The following is a 15172-nucleotide window of genomic DNA, read 5'->3' on the forward strand; positions in this document are numbered from 1 at the left end:
GCGACGAGCACCAACACGTGCCGCGAAACTAGGATTTTCCCGGCGGCACAACCGCTTTCCGCCAATCCGGCCTCAGCGCAGAACGATCCGACCGCAGACCCGGGACGTGTCACCCAAATCCCACGCGATTTTATAAAACCACAAATTGCATTATTTAATCGTTGACGCACATCGACACATGGTGGAATTGTTCGGGTCTCGGAGACGACGGTAAGTCGCGAACGCGGTCAGGGGAGGGGGAGCAGGCACGGCCTGTGCCGCAGTTTTCTCCATACCCGTGGATCGCCGCCAAGCCGCGGTCCGCCGAATCAGGGTTGGAGAGGATTGGGAATGATTTTGAAATTTGGGCATAAGGCGTCCTTGCTGATCGCCGTTTCCGGGTCGGCATTGCTGACCGGCACCGCGGCGTACGCGCAGCAGAGTGGAACCACGCAGGGCGTTCTCGCGAACGCGCCGACCGCGCAGGCGGCATCGCCCTCGGCCGCAGCGGCCGATCAGGCCGGTACGGCGAGCGATCCCGTCGCAGTCGCGGCGCCCGCCGACGACAATACGCCACCCGCCGACATCGTCGTCACCGGTATCCGCGGCGCACAGCAGCGCGCGGTCAACCTCAAGCGCTCGGCCGGGTCGGTCACCGACTCGATCTCGGCCGAGGACATCGGCAAGCTCCCCGACGTCACGATCTCGGATTCGCTCCAGCGCATTCCGGGCGTCCAGATCCGCCGCGACGCGGGCGAGGGCGCGGCGATCAACATCCGCGGCCTGCCGCAGGTGACGACGCTGCTCAACGGCGAAGCATATCTCGGCGCGCAGTCGATCACGACGATCCAGCCGAACTTCAACGACATCCCCTCGCAGCTGTTCGCAGGCGCGGACGTCATCAAGTCGAGCACCGCCGACCTGCTCAACGCGGGCATTACCGGTACGGTCAACCTCCGCACCCGCCGCCCGATGGACCTCAAGCGCGGCTTCACCGTCGCTGCCGCGGCCGAAGGGTCGTATGGCGACAAGGCGAAGGAGCTCGACAAGAGCTTCAACGGGCTCGTCGCCTATCATGGCGAGCGGTTCGGCGTGCTCGTGTCCGGGGCCTATTCGAACCTGCACCTGTCGAACTCGCACAACGGGATCCAGGAAGGCTATGGCGTCGGGCTGCACAACGAGCAGTTCAACACCGCCGCCAATCCGACCGGCGACGTCGACACGTCGAACGGCTTCTCGCCCGCCGGCCGTCCGCGCGGCACGGTCGTCGGCAGCGGTCGCGACGTGAACGGCAACGGCACCGCGAACGACATCTTCCTGACCCCGCAGGCGTTCACCGCGTGGAACAAGATCAACCAGCGCGAGCGCATCGGCCTCAACGCCTCGGCGCAGTGGGAAATCAGCGATCAGCTGACGCTCGTCGCGGACGCGTTCTTCACCCAGCAGAACGAGCACGATCGCACCGCCGGCATCCAGATGCAGAACGTCAACTGGCAGGCGGGCGAAGCCCTGCCGACGGGGTCGCGCAACACTGGCGCGCAGATCACCCAGACCAGCAACGGCATCTCGCGCGCATACGATCTCTATTCGACGCAAGTGTATGATTATGCGCTCGGAAACTTCGATTCCTACTCGCAGAACGATCACTACAAGTCGCAGTCGCAGAACTATAATGCCGAGCTGAAATACGACAATGGCAGCGGCTTCAAGGCCAGCCTGCGCGGGATCTACGGCAAGGCCTATTCGGATTACGACCAGAGCTACCTGCAGTTCAGCGTCAGCAATGGCGCGCAGTGGCAGCCGGGCGGGATCGGGCGCTATCCGACCGGGAACGTCGCGTTCAACCCGGGCGGCTATGTCGTCAACACCATTGCAGGGACGGCATCGCTCCCCGCGCAGGTCAACTTCTCCGGCAGCCAGCCGGTGTTCACGCTGCCGTCGCAGCTGACCACGCTGCTCGGCAACATCAACAACTATTCGATGAAGACGACCTCGTCGGAAGGCAATTACCGCCGCAACGGCGACCTCAAGCTGATCCGTGGCGACGTGTCGTATGAGGCCAATGATGCGGTCAGCTTCAGCGCGGGTGGGCGGTACAGCGAGCGGTCGGTCAACGACTTCGAGTTCGATCGCGCCGCGCCCCTCTACGCGGGGCAGGCGTCGCGCGCTGGCGGCTGCCTGGTCAAGTGGAAGGCGTTCGACGTTCCGCTGAGCGACCCGAGCTGCTCCGCCGGGCCGGTCGGAGGTGCTTACACCGCGGGGCAGGTCCGCAACGCAAGCAACGCGATCTTCAACAATCAGGTCAAGCAGTACAACCTTCCGGGTGCCGGCCTTCCGGGGATCTACGTGCTCAACCCGGGTGCGATGGACAATGCACTCGCGTTCCAGAACAGCTTCTACCCGGGCAATGTCGAGGTGCAGAATCCCGGCGCCTCGTTCAACGTCGGCGTGAAGCAGATCTCGGGCTATGTGCAGATGAACGTGAAGGGCGATGTCTTCGGCATCCCCGTGTCGGGCAATGCCGGCGTCAAGATCATCAACACCAAGCTCGACATCATCCAGTTCGTCACCGGGTCGCCACAGCCCTACGGTCTGGCCAACCTCAGCAACGGCATCGTCGAGACGAAGCGCAACTTCACCGATTACCTGCCCGCCTTCAACCTTGCGTTCGACCTGCAGCGCAATCTGAAGCTGCGCGTCGCGTTCAGCCAGACGATGACGCTGCTCGATCTCAACCAGTGGGGCGGGGGGCTCAACCCGAACTACGCGATCGACACGACCAACGCGGGCTCGCCCGTCTTCCGCGTGACCGGCGGCAGCTCGAACGGCAACCCGCAGCTCGACCCGTGGCGCGCCACCAACGTCGAAGGGTCGCTCGAATATTACATCGGGCGGAGCAGCCTGCTGAGCTTCGGCGCCTTCTACATCGACGTCGCCAGCTTCATCCAGTCGGGGACGGTCACGCGCAGCGATCTGCCCGACAATGACGGTGTCGTGCGTGGGCGCACGGTGTTCATCACCACGCCCGTGCAGGGCCAGGGCGGGACGCTCAAGGGCGTCGAAGCTGGCTGGAAACAGTCGTTCAGCGATCTCGGCTTCATGCCGCGGCTGCTGACCAACTTCGGCATCGACGCGAACATCACCTATTCGCCGTCGGACTCGGGCCAGACCGATCTGGCGGGCGCGTCGATCCCGTTCCAGGACAATTCGAAGATCCAGACCAACCTCGCGGGCTTCTACCAGGACGGGCATTTCCAGGCGCGCGTTGCCTGGAACTATCGTTCGAAGCGCGCGGTGCAGTCGGACTTCAGCGGCATCAAGGGTCTGGAGCTGTATCAGTCGCCGACCAACTACATCGATGCGTCGCTCAGCTACGACGTCAATTCGCACATCACCTTCTATGCGCAGGGCTCGAACCTCGGTGGCGAATATGAGAAATACTACCTCACCTTCCCCGACCAGAAGGCCTACAACAACATCTACGAGCGCCGCTTCACCGGTGGCGTGCGCGTCAAGTTCTGATGCGCCCGGGGGCGGTCTGACCGTCCCGGCGTCCGTCCGCTCCTTTTGGGGCGGGCGGACGCCGAACCTTTGGGCAACGCGGTGGCGCGCACCGCGCTTGGGGAAGATCGGATGACCGGACAGACGGAGCGGCTCCACGGCGAACGGGCGATCCGCTCGATCGTCATCGCGGGCGGCGGAACCGCCGGCTGGATGGCCGCGGCGATGCTCGCGCGCAGGCTCGATAAGCAGCCGGTGCAGATCACGGTGATCGAATCCAGCACGATCGGCACCGTCGGCGTCGGCGAAGCGACCGTTCCCGGCATCCGCGACTTCTTCCGCGAGCTCGGCGTGACCGAACGCGAGGTGATGGCGGCGACCAAGGGCACGGCGAAGCTCGGGATCGAATTCGTCGACTGGAAGCGCCCGGGGCACAGCTTCTTTCACCCGTTCGGGCTGTACGGGATGCGGTCGCGCGGCGTCGCGTTTCACCACTATTGGCAGAAACTGCGCAGTGCGGGCGATCCGGTCGAACTCGCCGATTACTGCCTCGCGACCGTCATGGCGAAGCGCAATCTGTTCATGCTGCCGACCGACCGGCCGGTCCATGACCTGTTGTTCTTCGACTGGGCGGTGCATTTCGATGCCGGGCTGTTCGCCCGGTTTCTCGCGGCCCGTGCGGTGGCGGGCGGGGTTCGCCGGGTCGACGCGACGATCACCAACGTGCGGATCAATGGCGAGACCGGGTTGGTCGACGGGGTCGATACCGCGTGCGGCAAGGCGATCGACGGCGATCTGTTCATCGATTGCACCGGGTTCCGCTCGCTGCTGCTCGGTGCGGCGCTCGGGAGCGGCTATGAGGACTGGAGCAACCTGCTGCCGTGCGACCGCGCGGTGGCCATCCCGTGCGAGCGGGCTGGGCCGCTCACCCCGTTCACGCGCAGCACCGCGTTTGCGCAGGGGTGGCAGTGGCGGATCCCGCTCCAGCACCGCGTCGGCAACGGGCTGGTCTATGCGAGCCGCCATCTGTCCGACGACGCGGCGATCGACATGCTCCGATCGCGGCTTGAGGGCGCGCCGCTGGCGGAGCCAAACCTGATCCGTTTCCGCACCGGGCACCGGCGCGATTTCTGGCGGGGCAATTGCATCGGGCTCGGGCTCGCGGCGGGGTTCATGGAACCGCTGGAATCGACCAGCATCACGCTGATCCAGACCGGGATCGAAAAATTGCTCGCGCTGTTTCCCGACCGCGCTTTCGATCCGGCGCTGGCAAGCGAATACAACCGTTCGACCACGCTCGAATACGAACGGATCCGCGATTTCCTTTTGCTCCATTATTGGGCGAACGACCGGCGCGGCGAGCCGATGTGGGATCAATGCCGCGATACCGCCTTGCCCGACGCGCTCGCGCACAAGCTGCGGCTGTTCCGCGCGAACGGCAGCCTGGTCCGGTACGAATGGGAATCGTTTCACGATCCGAGCTGGTTGTCGATGTATGCGGGCTTCGACATCGCGGCGCGGTCGCACGACCGGGCGGCCGATTATTTCTCGGTCCCGGATCTGCAATCCGCGCTGGCGCGGATGCGCGAGTCGATCGGCAAGGCGGTCGCGCTGGCGGAGCCGCATGATGCGTTCCTGCGGACTTATGGTGTAGGGTGACGGTAGCCGGACCGGCCGGCGGCGCGAGGGCGATGCGGTGCCCGATGCTGCCCGGGGGCGGCATCGGGGCGTGGGGGAGATGATGGTGCAGGGAGCGGGTGGTATCTTGGATCTTTCGGACTTTGGCCCCGCCGGCGCCGGCGTGACCGCGAGCGATCGTGCCGCCCGGCTTGGCACCAGCCTGTCGGGGACCAATCTCGTGCGCGCGGGGGATTACAATCAGCGGGTCGTCCTTCAGGTGATCCGCAAGAACCCGGACATCACCCGCACCGAAATCGCGACGATGACCGGGCTGACCGCGCCGACCATCGCCAACATCACTGCGCGTTTGTTCGAGAGCGACCTGGTGGTGGAATCGGGTCGCCGCATGGGCGGGCGCGGCCAGCCTGCGACGCGGCTGCGGATCAACCCGGACGGGTGTTTCGCGATCGGACTTAATGTCGACCGCGACCACGTGACGCTGGTCTCGCTGGATCTTGCCGGCACCGTCCGCTCGCGGCTCACGCGGCAGATTGCCTTCGCGATGCCCGACGACGTCGTCGCGATTGTTCGCGAAGGGCTCGGCGAGATCCAGCGTAGCGGAGCGCTGCGGGAGGATCGGATCCTCGGCATGGGGGTCGCGGTGCCCGACGATCTCGGCCGGGTCGCGCTGCCGCATCGCCCCGCCAATTACGAAATGTGGAGCGAGGTCGATCTGCCGACGCTGCTTGGCGGGATCGTGCCCTTATCGATCCACGTCGACAATGACGCCGCCGCCGCCGCCATCGGCGAAGCGCAATTCGGCGGCGGCCTCGATCATGAGAGCTTCTTCTACATCCTCGTCAGCGCCGGGCTCGGTGGCGGGCTGGTCGTCGATGGCGCTTATTACCGGGGCGCGAATGCGCGCAGCGGCGAGATCGGGTTCCTCCCGTTGCATCGCAATGACCCCGGTGGGCAGGTGTTGCAGGACGTCGTGTCGCTCTCCGCCCTGTCCGCACGGATCGAACGCGCGGGGGTGTCGCTCGACGGGGTCGATCCGACGATCGCGTTCCCGGATGCCGCAAGGCCGTACATCGATGGCTGGATCGACGATGCGACCGATGCGCTGGTCCCCCCGCTGACCGCGGTCAATTGCCTGATCAACCCCGCGGTCGTCCTGATTGGGGGGCGGCTGCCCGACGAGATCCTCGATCGGCTCGCCGAAACGAGCAACCGCAAATTGCGCGCGATGGCCCCCAATCTCCCCGCGCTCGCGCCGATGGCGCGCGCGACGCTTTCGCGCGATGCGCCCGCCGTCGGCGCGGCGATCCTGCCGTTCCTCGATCGGATCTTGCCATCGGATTCGATCCTCATCAAAAGCTGAGCGACGATTATAGAAATTGACTTTAATTATTGACGGGGCAGGGTAGCCGTAGCGTCGCCGAACAGCGCGGACGCTCTTGGCGGGCGCTCCGTCGACCTTGGAAGGCATTTTGGTGGTGATACAGATCGGCGTCGATTTCGGCGGGACCAAGATCGAGGCTGCGGCGCTGGATGCCGCCGGACAGTATCTCGCGCGGACGCGAATTCCCAATCCCGGCAACTACGATGCGGCGATCCGGGACGTCCGCGACCTGATCGCGGCGGTGGAGCGGGACGTCGGCGCCTCGGGGACGATCGGGATCGGCACGCCGGGGTCGATCAGCCCGCGCTCGGGGCTGATGCGCAACGCCAATTCGACTTACCTCAACGGCCGCAATTTCCGTCACGATCTCGAGCAGGCGATCGGGCGCGAACTGCGCATCGCCAACGACGCCAATTGCATGGCCTTGTCCGAAGCCGTCGACGGGGCGGCCGCGGGGGCAAGGGTCGCTTTCGCGGTCATCATCGGGACCGGCGTCGGCGGCGGTCTGGTGATCGACGGCCAGATCGTCGAGGGTGCGCACGGGATCGGCGGGGAATGGGGGCATGTCCCGCTGCCGTGGATGACCGCGGCGGAATTCCCCGGACCGGCGTGCTGGTGCGGCCATTCGGGCTGCCTCGACATGTTGATCTCGGGAACGGGACTGCGCAAGGACCACGCACTGCGCAGCGGCGAAACGCTCGATGGCCCTGCGATCGTCACCCGGGCGCGGGACGGCGATGCGGTCGCGGTGGCGGCGCTCGATGCTTATGTCAGCCGGCTCGGGCGCGCGATGGCGATGGTCGTCAACATCGTCGATCCCGACGTGTTCGTGATGGCGGGGGGCATGTCGAACGTCCCGGAAATCTATCCGGGCTTGCCCGACATCATCCGCAGCCACACTTTTGGCGGCGCATGGGAGGGGCGGATCGTCCCCGCCAAATGGGGGGATGCCTCGGGCGTGCGCGGCGCCGCCCGCCTGTGGGCGCGGTGACGGCCGGGACCGCGCCGAACCGCCGGGTACCCCTGTCACGACGGTTTCACATTTCGCGCCGAGACATGTGGTTTTCCGCTCTAGGGTAAGACACATGGCGACTGTCCTGGTGGTAGAGGACGATCCCAAGTCGGCCGACGCGATCTGTTCGATCCTGGCCGACGAAGGCCTGTCGGTGGTGGCGGTGCAAACCGGAACCAACGCCGTGTTGCGTGCCACGGAACGGGCTTTCGACGCGATCGTGCTCGACCGCATGTTGCCCGGCGGGATCGACGGCATCGGCGCGCTCGACCTGATCCGCCGCAGCGGGGTCAGCACGCCGGTGCTGATCCTCAGCGCACTCGCCGCGGTCGAGGAACGCATTCGCGGACTTCGCGCTGGCGGCGACGATTATCTCGCCAAGCCGTTCGAACCGCTCGAGCTTGCCGCCCGGGTCAATGCGCTGATCCGGCGCCGGGTGGCCGAGGCATCGACGATCCGGCTCGAGCACGGTCGCGTGGGCATCGATCTGATCGCACGCGAAGCCTGGATCGACGGCGTACGGGTCGACCTGCAGCCACGCGAACTGCTGTTGCTCGAATATCTGCTGCGCCACCAGGGGCGCTCGGTCACGCGAGCGATGATCTTCGAGGATGTCTGGGGGTATCGCTACGACCAGCGGACCAATGTCATCGACGTGCACGTCACCCGGTTGCGCCGCAAGATCGAGCGCCCCGACCGCCCACCGCTGATCGAGACGGTACGAGGAACGGGCTATGTCCTTCGCTGCGATTAAGCGCTGGCGGCGCAGTTCGAGCGCACGCTTCGCGACGATCTTCCTGCTGCTGTACGGGGCGGCGTCGATCAGCCTGTTCGCGTTCGTCCACGATCGCGCGATCGCGCATTTCAACGCGCAGACCGATGAATGGCTGGCGCGCGAAACCGTCAAGCTGCCCGCCACCCTGCCGCGCGCCGACGTGATCGAACGGGTGGTTCGGCACAATCGCGCGGACGTGCATCACCTGCGCCCGTTCGGCCTGTTCGATTCCGCCGGGCGGCGGCTGTCCGGCGCACCGGCCGCACTTCCATTGGACCAACCCGAGGGGCAGGCGTTCGAAATGGCGAATGTCACGTCGCGCGGGGAAGTGGATTTGCGCGCGATGATCGTGCCGCTCGCCAATGGCGATCGTTTCCTCGTGGCGCAGGATCTGCGAGAATCGCGGGCGTTCGCGACCGACCTCGTCCTTACCATCATCTGGGGCGGACTGGGCTTGCTGGTGCTTGGGCTGTCGGGTTCGGTGCTTCTGGCGCTGGCGCAGGAATCGCGCGTCCGTCGACTGACGCAGGGGCTGCACGCGATCATGGCGGGGCGGCTCGACGCCCGGCTGACGCCGTCACCCCGCCGCGACGAGCTCGACGATCTCACCCTGGAGGTCAACCGGATGCTGGACGAGGTCCAGCGGTTGATGCTCGAGGTGAAGGCCGCGGGCGACAATATCGCGCACGACATGCGCACGCCGCTGACCCGGTTGCTCGCGAACCTGCGGCAGGCCGACGATGGCGCGGCGAGCGCACCGGCGATGGCGGTCGTGATCGGCGACGCGGTCGAGGAAGTGACCGGGATGATCGGCATGTTCGACGCGCTGCTGCGCATCGCCGAGATGGACGAGGGCGCAAGGCGCCAGGGGTTTCGCATGCTCGACCTGTCCCGAGTGGTGGCGGACGCCGCCGACTTCCACGAAGTGGCGGCGCTGGAACGCGGGATCAGCATCACGCGCCGGGTCCCCGACGATGTCGTGTTCGAGGGCGATGCCGATCTGTTGTTCGAAGCGGTCGGCAATCTGGTCGACAATTCGATCAAATATACGCCCGAGGGCGGGCAGATCGTCATCAGCCTGGAAGCCGGACCGATCCTGACTGTCGCGGACGATGGCCCCGGGATACCGGCGGAAGAACGCGACAAGGTGCTTGGTCGTTTCCACCGTGTCGAGACCAGCCGGAGCCAGCCCGGCAACGGCCTCGGGCTGCCGCTTGTCGCCGCAATCGCGCGGGTCCACCGGCTGGAGCTGCGGATCGGCGACTGCGCGCCCGGCTGTGTCGCAACGCTGGCGGCGCTGTGATCCGGCGCGCAGATTAACTCGAATTTAAGTGTTCGACACGGGCGGGCCATGGAACGGCCACGCAAGCGTAACAGCCCGTGTCTAGAGCGCTACTCAGCGGGGTGCCGGTCGGCGCGCCGTCGGACCGCCGGGTTGCAGCGTCAGAAGCGCGCACCCGGGGACGACTGTTCATTCGGGGATCATTCGATGCGTGCGACTTTCCGTCAGACCCTGCTTGCCGGGGTCGCTTTCTGCGTAGCCCTTCCGGCCCACGCCGCCACAGTGGTGCCGACGCCGCCCGTTCCCGCTGCGAGCGACGCAAGCGTGCCTGCGGCAGCCGCGCCGGTTCAGGCGGGGTCCGGCCCGGACGCGCAGACCACGACCAGCGCGAATAGCGCGGGCCAGGCGAACGACAAGCAGTCGCTGACCTCTGCCGACATCATCGTGACAGGATCGAAGACCGCGCAGAGCGCGCCGATCACCGTCTCGCTGACGACGACCCAGCCGCAGTCCGCGGTCAGCCGCGATTACATCGCCAACACCACCGCCTCGGCCGATTTCAACGAGCTGATCGCGCTGACCCCGAGCGTTTCGATCTCGGGTGCGGGCAACGGCTATGGTCTGGGCGAGACCAAGGCGACGATCCGCGGCTTCCAGGACGGCGAATATAACGTCACCTACGATTCGATCCCGTTCGCGGACACCAACAACCCGACGCACCATTCGACCTCGTTCTTTCCGTCCAACACGATCGAGACGATCGTCGTCGACCGCGGCCCCGGCAACGCGAGCCAGCTCGGCCAGGCGACCTATGGCGGGAACATCAACATGTACTCGCGCGCCGCGACCGAGCAGCGCGGCGCGCAGGTCGAGGGGATCGTCGGCAACTGGAACACCTTCATCGGACGTGCCGAAGTGCAGTCGGGCAGCATCGAGAAACTCGGCGGCGCGCGGATCGTGCTGACCGGCCAGTATCTGCAATCTGACGGCGCGCTGACCTATTCGCCGGTGGGTTCCAAAAACCTCTACGGCAAGATCGTCGCGCCGATCGGCAGCCACAACACGCTGACGATCATGAGCACGTGGAACCGCAACCATTATTACCAGTCCGACGTGCTCAAGGGCGCGACGTGCGGCAGCGCGGCAATCGGCGCGAACAAGACGACCGCGCTTGGCACCGATGGCCTGCCGCTGACTCAGCTGACGGGCGAGAACTGCTCGGTGGCGTCGAACGTCGGACAATACGGTCGCACCTACGGCCTAAGCAACACCCCGAGCCAGCAGGATTACTGGAAGTACAACCGGACCGACAAGACCACGGATTTCTCCTATGTCCGGCTGCAGACCGACCTCGGCTCGGGCTTCTCGCTCGACAATCGCGGCTATATGTATGGCTATACCAACAACACGTTGTCGGGGAACACCGGCTCGGTGATCACCGGGTTCAGCGGCGCGGGCACGGCCGCATCGCCCTACAAGGCCGTCGCCGGACCGACGAGCGACATTCTCGGCTATAGCAAGCTCAACAAATACCGTGTCTTCGGCTATATCGGCCAGGTCAATTACGACTTCGCGCTCGGCAAGATCCGCGTCGGCGGCTGGTACGAACATGCCGTCACCGACCGCCATCTGGTCGATCTCGACCGCACGACCAACACTTTCAGTTTCAACGAGAAGTTCAACAACGGCAACGGCACCGCCGCGCAGAACGCGCTGCCGCCGATCACCCAGGCCGATCTCAGCTACGTCCAGCATTCGAACTGGAACCAGTATCAACTGTTCGGCGAGTTCGAATTCCACCCGGTCGCGGGCCTGTCGATCACGCCCGGCGTGAAATACGTCCATTTCGAGCGTGGCGTCGCAGCGCCGGTCAACCAGAAGACGCGCCTGCCGCTCGACACGAGCCAGACTTGGACCAAGACGCTGCCATTCGCGACGATCAATTACATGCCGACGTCCAACTGGTCGTTCTACGGCCAATATGCGCAGGGGATGTATGTCCCGGATCTGTCGAGCTTCTACTCGGCCTCGGGTACGCTCTCGACCGCGCTCGATGCGCTCAAGCCCCAGACCTCGACCAATTATCAGGTCGGCACGGTCTGGCACGGCAACAAGGTCTCGGTTGATGTCGACGGCTATATCATCAACATCGACAACAAGATCGGCACCTGCACCACGACCGGCTGCGACCAGACGCTGCTCGTCAACATCGGTCAGGTCCGCTACAAGGGAGTCGAGGGCGCGCTCAGCTACATGCCGGTGCGCGGGCTGACGCTGTTCGGCAACGGCTCGTACAATTACGCGCACAACGTCATGACCGGCGCGCAGATCGCCAAGGCGCCGTTCACGACCGCGGCGGGCGGGTTCATCTATCGGCGGCAGGGGTTCCGCCTGTCGTTCGACCAGAGGTTCACCGGCCCCCAATATGCCAACGAATATACCGGCAGCCCGGACTACCGGCTCTACCGCATCCGCCCCTACAGCATCGGCGAGTTCGCGATTAGTCAGGAGATTCAGGGCGGATTGCGGCTCGGCGTGACGGTCAACAACGTCTTCAACAGCCGCGCGGTCACCGCGATCTCGACGAGTGCGACCGGGGCGCCGGTCACGGCTGGCTATCAGAACGGTTATGGCCAGCTCGACCAGTTCAATTACCTGCCGCCGCGCTCGTTCCTCCTGTCTGCCCGCATCGGTTTCTGACGAAAGGGGGAGGACGGCACATGGGAAAGCCGATCGGAGCCACGTGTCTGGCGCTCGCGCTCGTTCTTGGGGGAGGGGCGGCCGCAGCGGCACCGCATGCGCTGCATTATCTGTCGGAGGACAGCGTCCGCCCGGCGCTGGTCCTGCCCGCGCCGCCGGCACCGGCATCGCCGCAGGAGCGGGGCGAGCTCGCCACAATCCATGCGATGATCGCCGCCGCAACGCCCGCCCGGATCGACGCGGCACGCTGGGACGATGCGCATGAGACGCCCGCGCTGTTCGACCGGACGCTCGGGCTTAATCTCGAGACGTACCCGCTGACCTGGGCTTTGCTGCGCGAGGTTCAGGAAGAAGGGGATGCCACCGCCGGCATGGCCAAGGCCTATTTTCATCGAACGCGGCCCTCTGCGGTCGATCCGACGATTGCGACCTGCGTGCAGGGCAAGAAACCGGACAAATCCTATCCGAGCGGTCACGCAACGCTGGGTTTTTCGACCGGGTTCGTGCTTGCGCATCTGCTCAGCGGGCGTTCCGCCGCAATCCTCGACCGCGCCGCCGATTATGCGATGAGCCGCGAACTGTGCGGCGTCCACTTCCCGAGCGATATCGAGGCGAGCCACGCGCTCGGCACGCTGGTCGCCGCCGATCTGATGAACGTCCCTGCATTCCGCGCGAAATTCGACGCGGCGCACAAGGAACTGGTCGACGCGCATGTCGCTGGTGCCTGACCGCCTGGCGCCCGCGCATGCCGGAGAAAGACAATCATGAAAGCGCAATCCCAGCGTCGCTTGCGGCAGCTCCACAGCTGGATCGGACTGTTCTTCGCGCCCGCGATCCTGTTCTTCGCGCTGAGCGGGAGTCTGCAGGCGCTCGGCTTCCAGGATCGCGCCGCGCACTATGATCCTCCGGCGTGGATGACGCTGATCGCCAACGTCCACAAGCACGGCGTCGTCCGGCGCGACCGCAAGGCTGCCCCCACGAAGGCCCCCGAAAGCAAGGCGGCACCGGCCAAGGTCGTTAATACGTTCAGTCTCTTCGCGGCGCTGCTAGGGCTCCTTCTGAGCGCCGGCACCGCACTCGGAATCTGGATCGCCATTCTGAACCGACGCAATCGCCCGACGTCGCTCCTGCTACTGCTGGCCGGCATAGGTGTGCCGGTCCTTCTCCTGCTTGCGTGAACCAGGATTGATCGCCGCAGCGGTATCCGATGCCGAATGCGCCCGCCGGTACGAATAGTATTGGGTCAGGCGCCGCGTTTCGCCCTGTCGAGATGCCCTGCAGGACTTGTGTCGTGTCCGTCGCCAACGCCAAAACGTCGGCGAGAGCGTCGCCCCGAATTGCCTTCGTCAAAGAGGCGTTCGGGTTTAGTGGCTTGGAACAGCCCCCTAAAAAGGGCGAGCGGCAGTAGTGCCGCACGCAGCATAATCGCGTATCGTTTTCCTCATGATGTCATCGTCGAACACGCAAATATCGCTTCCGGTACGGGGCAATCCCGGTTCTTGCCTGCAGATGGCAGATCCTTCAGCGAGCAAGTGGTGAATGCGAAAGATCGTCCTGACAACTGCCGGTACGTTTGGCGATCTGCATCCCTTCATCGCGATCGCCTTGGCGTTGAAGGAGCGAGGCATCACGCCCGTTTTGGCGGTCCCCGAGGATCATGTGCAGAAGTGCACGCAGGCCGGGCTCGAGGCGGTCGGCGTGTTGACGAGCTTCGCGGAGATCTGTGCGGGAATGGGGCTCGGTCATGAAGACGCGGTGCGCCGCATCATGAGCGATCAACGCATCATGCTCGAACGCGTGCTGCTCCCGGGCCTGGCCGAATGCACTGTCGCGCTCGACGCGCTGGTTGCGGATGCCGAGGCGATCGTCGCGTCGATCTTCGTCTTTGCCGCACCCATCGTGGCGGAGAAGCGCCGCCTGCCGCTGGTCTCCGTGATCCTCCAACCGATGGCGATGCTCTCGCCCTACGATCCACCCCGGACGCTCGATTTCTGGATGATGCTCGGGGCGCCGGTGACTGGCATCGGCGTGGCGTGGAATCGTTTCGCTTTCGGCGCGCTGCGCCGGTTGGTCGACCGTCTGTACGGGAAGCGGATCGATCGGGTACGGTTCGAACACGGGCTGCCGGCGGGCGGTGCCGCGCATCTCCTCGATCCGCCGCCGACCGCCCTGCTGCGGCTCGGGTGCTATTCACCGCAACTGGGCGCACTGCCGCCCGATGCCACGCAGACGACCCGGATCGTCGGGTTTCCGATGTTCGATCAGGGCAGTGGCGGGAAGGACCCGCTCCACCCTGCGATCGTCGCGTTTCTCAAAGCGGGGCCTTCGCCGCTGGTCTTCACGCTCGGCTCGTTCGCGGTCAATGGTGCCGGCCGCTTTTATGAGAGGGCAAGCGACGTCGCCAAAGCGCTGCACATGCGGGCGATCCTTCTGGTTGGCGGTACCGCCGAGCCGAGCATCGACGGCGATATCCTTCGCGTCGGCTACGCCCAGCACTCGCTGCTCTTCCCGCATGTCGCGGTAATCATCCAGCACGGGGGTGTCGGCACGACCGGCCAGGCTCTTCGCGTGGGGAAACCGCAACTGGTGGTGCCGCACATGGGGGATCAGTACGATCACGCGTATCGTGTGATGCGCATGGGCACCGGATTACGGCTCAAGGCCCGCCACTTTACCGTTCGTCGCGCGACCAGACTGATCGCCAGGCTGCTCCATAACCCCACGTACCGCGAGACCGCCGAACGCGTGGCGGCGGCAATGGCCGAGGAAAACGGGGCGGATACCGCAGCCGACACGATCCTCGTCGCGCTCGATGCCCTCGCCGCCAGCAGGCGCTAGGAGGCTCGCGACCGATCGGCCCGGGCGTGCCCCTCCCGTGAAGCCGGGCGTAGTCCGCGCGTC

Annotated in this window: 10 protein-coding genes; all 10 read left to right on the forward strand. The window is 65.5% G+C overall.

Annotated elements, in window-relative coordinates; translation table 11 throughout:
- Positions 1-330: 330 nt before the first annotated feature.
- Positions 331-3501: a TonB-dependent receptor gene (locus RH91_RS15040; RefSeq protein WP_029623915.1), complete on the forward strand. Its 3171-nt coding sequence runs from the start codon at positions 331-333 to the stop codon at positions 3499-3501.
- A 111-nt stretch (positions 3502-3612) separates the two neighbouring features.
- A complete protein-coding gene (locus tag RH91_RS15045) occupies positions 3613-5139 on the forward strand; it encodes a tryptophan halogenase family protein (protein WP_232283526.1) in 1527 nt (508 codons plus the stop codon).
- Between the two features lie 79 nt (positions 5140-5218).
- Positions 5219-6481 carry an ROK family transcriptional regulator gene (locus tag RH91_RS15050; RefSeq protein WP_010163732.1) on the forward strand — a complete coding sequence of 421 codons (1263 nt, stop codon included), beginning with the start codon at positions 5219-5221 and terminating at the stop codon, positions 6479-6481.
- A 115-nt stretch (positions 6482-6596) separates the two neighbouring features.
- Positions 6597-7493 (forward strand): ROK family protein, encoded by an 897-nt coding sequence (locus tag RH91_RS15055; RefSeq protein ID WP_029623918.1) that lies wholly within the window; start codon positions 6597-6599, stop codon positions 7491-7493.
- Between the two features lie 94 nt (positions 7494-7587).
- On the forward strand, positions 7588-8268 hold the full coding sequence (locus tag RH91_RS15060; protein WP_010163736.1) for a response regulator transcription factor: 681 nt from the start codon (positions 7588-7590) through the stop codon (positions 8266-8268).
- Positions 8249-9592 carry a sensor histidine kinase gene (locus RH91_RS15065; RefSeq protein ID WP_010163737.1) on the forward strand — a complete coding sequence of 448 codons (1344 nt, stop codon included), beginning with the start codon at positions 8249-8251 and terminating at the stop codon, positions 9590-9592. The genes RH91_RS15060 and RH91_RS15065 overlap by 20 nt, the downstream gene beginning before the upstream one ends.
- Positions 9593-9778: 186 nt before the next feature.
- Complete coding sequence (locus RH91_RS15070; RefSeq protein ID WP_029623919.1) at positions 9779-12271, forward strand: TonB-dependent receptor; 2493 nt, start codon at positions 9779-9781, stop codon at positions 12269-12271.
- Between the two features lie 20 nt (positions 12272-12291).
- On the forward strand, positions 12292-12999 hold the full coding sequence (locus RH91_RS15075) for a phosphatase PAP2 family protein (RefSeq protein ID WP_010163739.1): 708 nt from the start codon (positions 12292-12294) through the stop codon (positions 12997-12999).
- Positions 13000-13035: 36 nt separating this feature from the next.
- Entirely contained in the window at positions 13036-13449 is a 414-nt protein-coding gene (locus RH91_RS15080) for a hypothetical protein (protein ID WP_051116700.1), read from the forward strand.
- A 361-nt stretch (positions 13450-13810) separates the two neighbouring features.
- Positions 13811-15109: a glycosyltransferase gene (locus RH91_RS15085; protein ID WP_010163741.1), complete on the forward strand. Its 1299-nt coding sequence runs from the start codon at positions 13811-13813 to the stop codon at positions 15107-15109.
- Positions 15110-15172: the final 63 nt, after the last annotated feature.

The sequence above is a fragment of the Sphingomonas sp. PAMC 26617 genome, assembly GCF_000242835.1.
Classification (GTDB): domain Bacteria; phylum Pseudomonadota; class Alphaproteobacteria; order Sphingomonadales; family Sphingomonadaceae; genus Sphingomonas.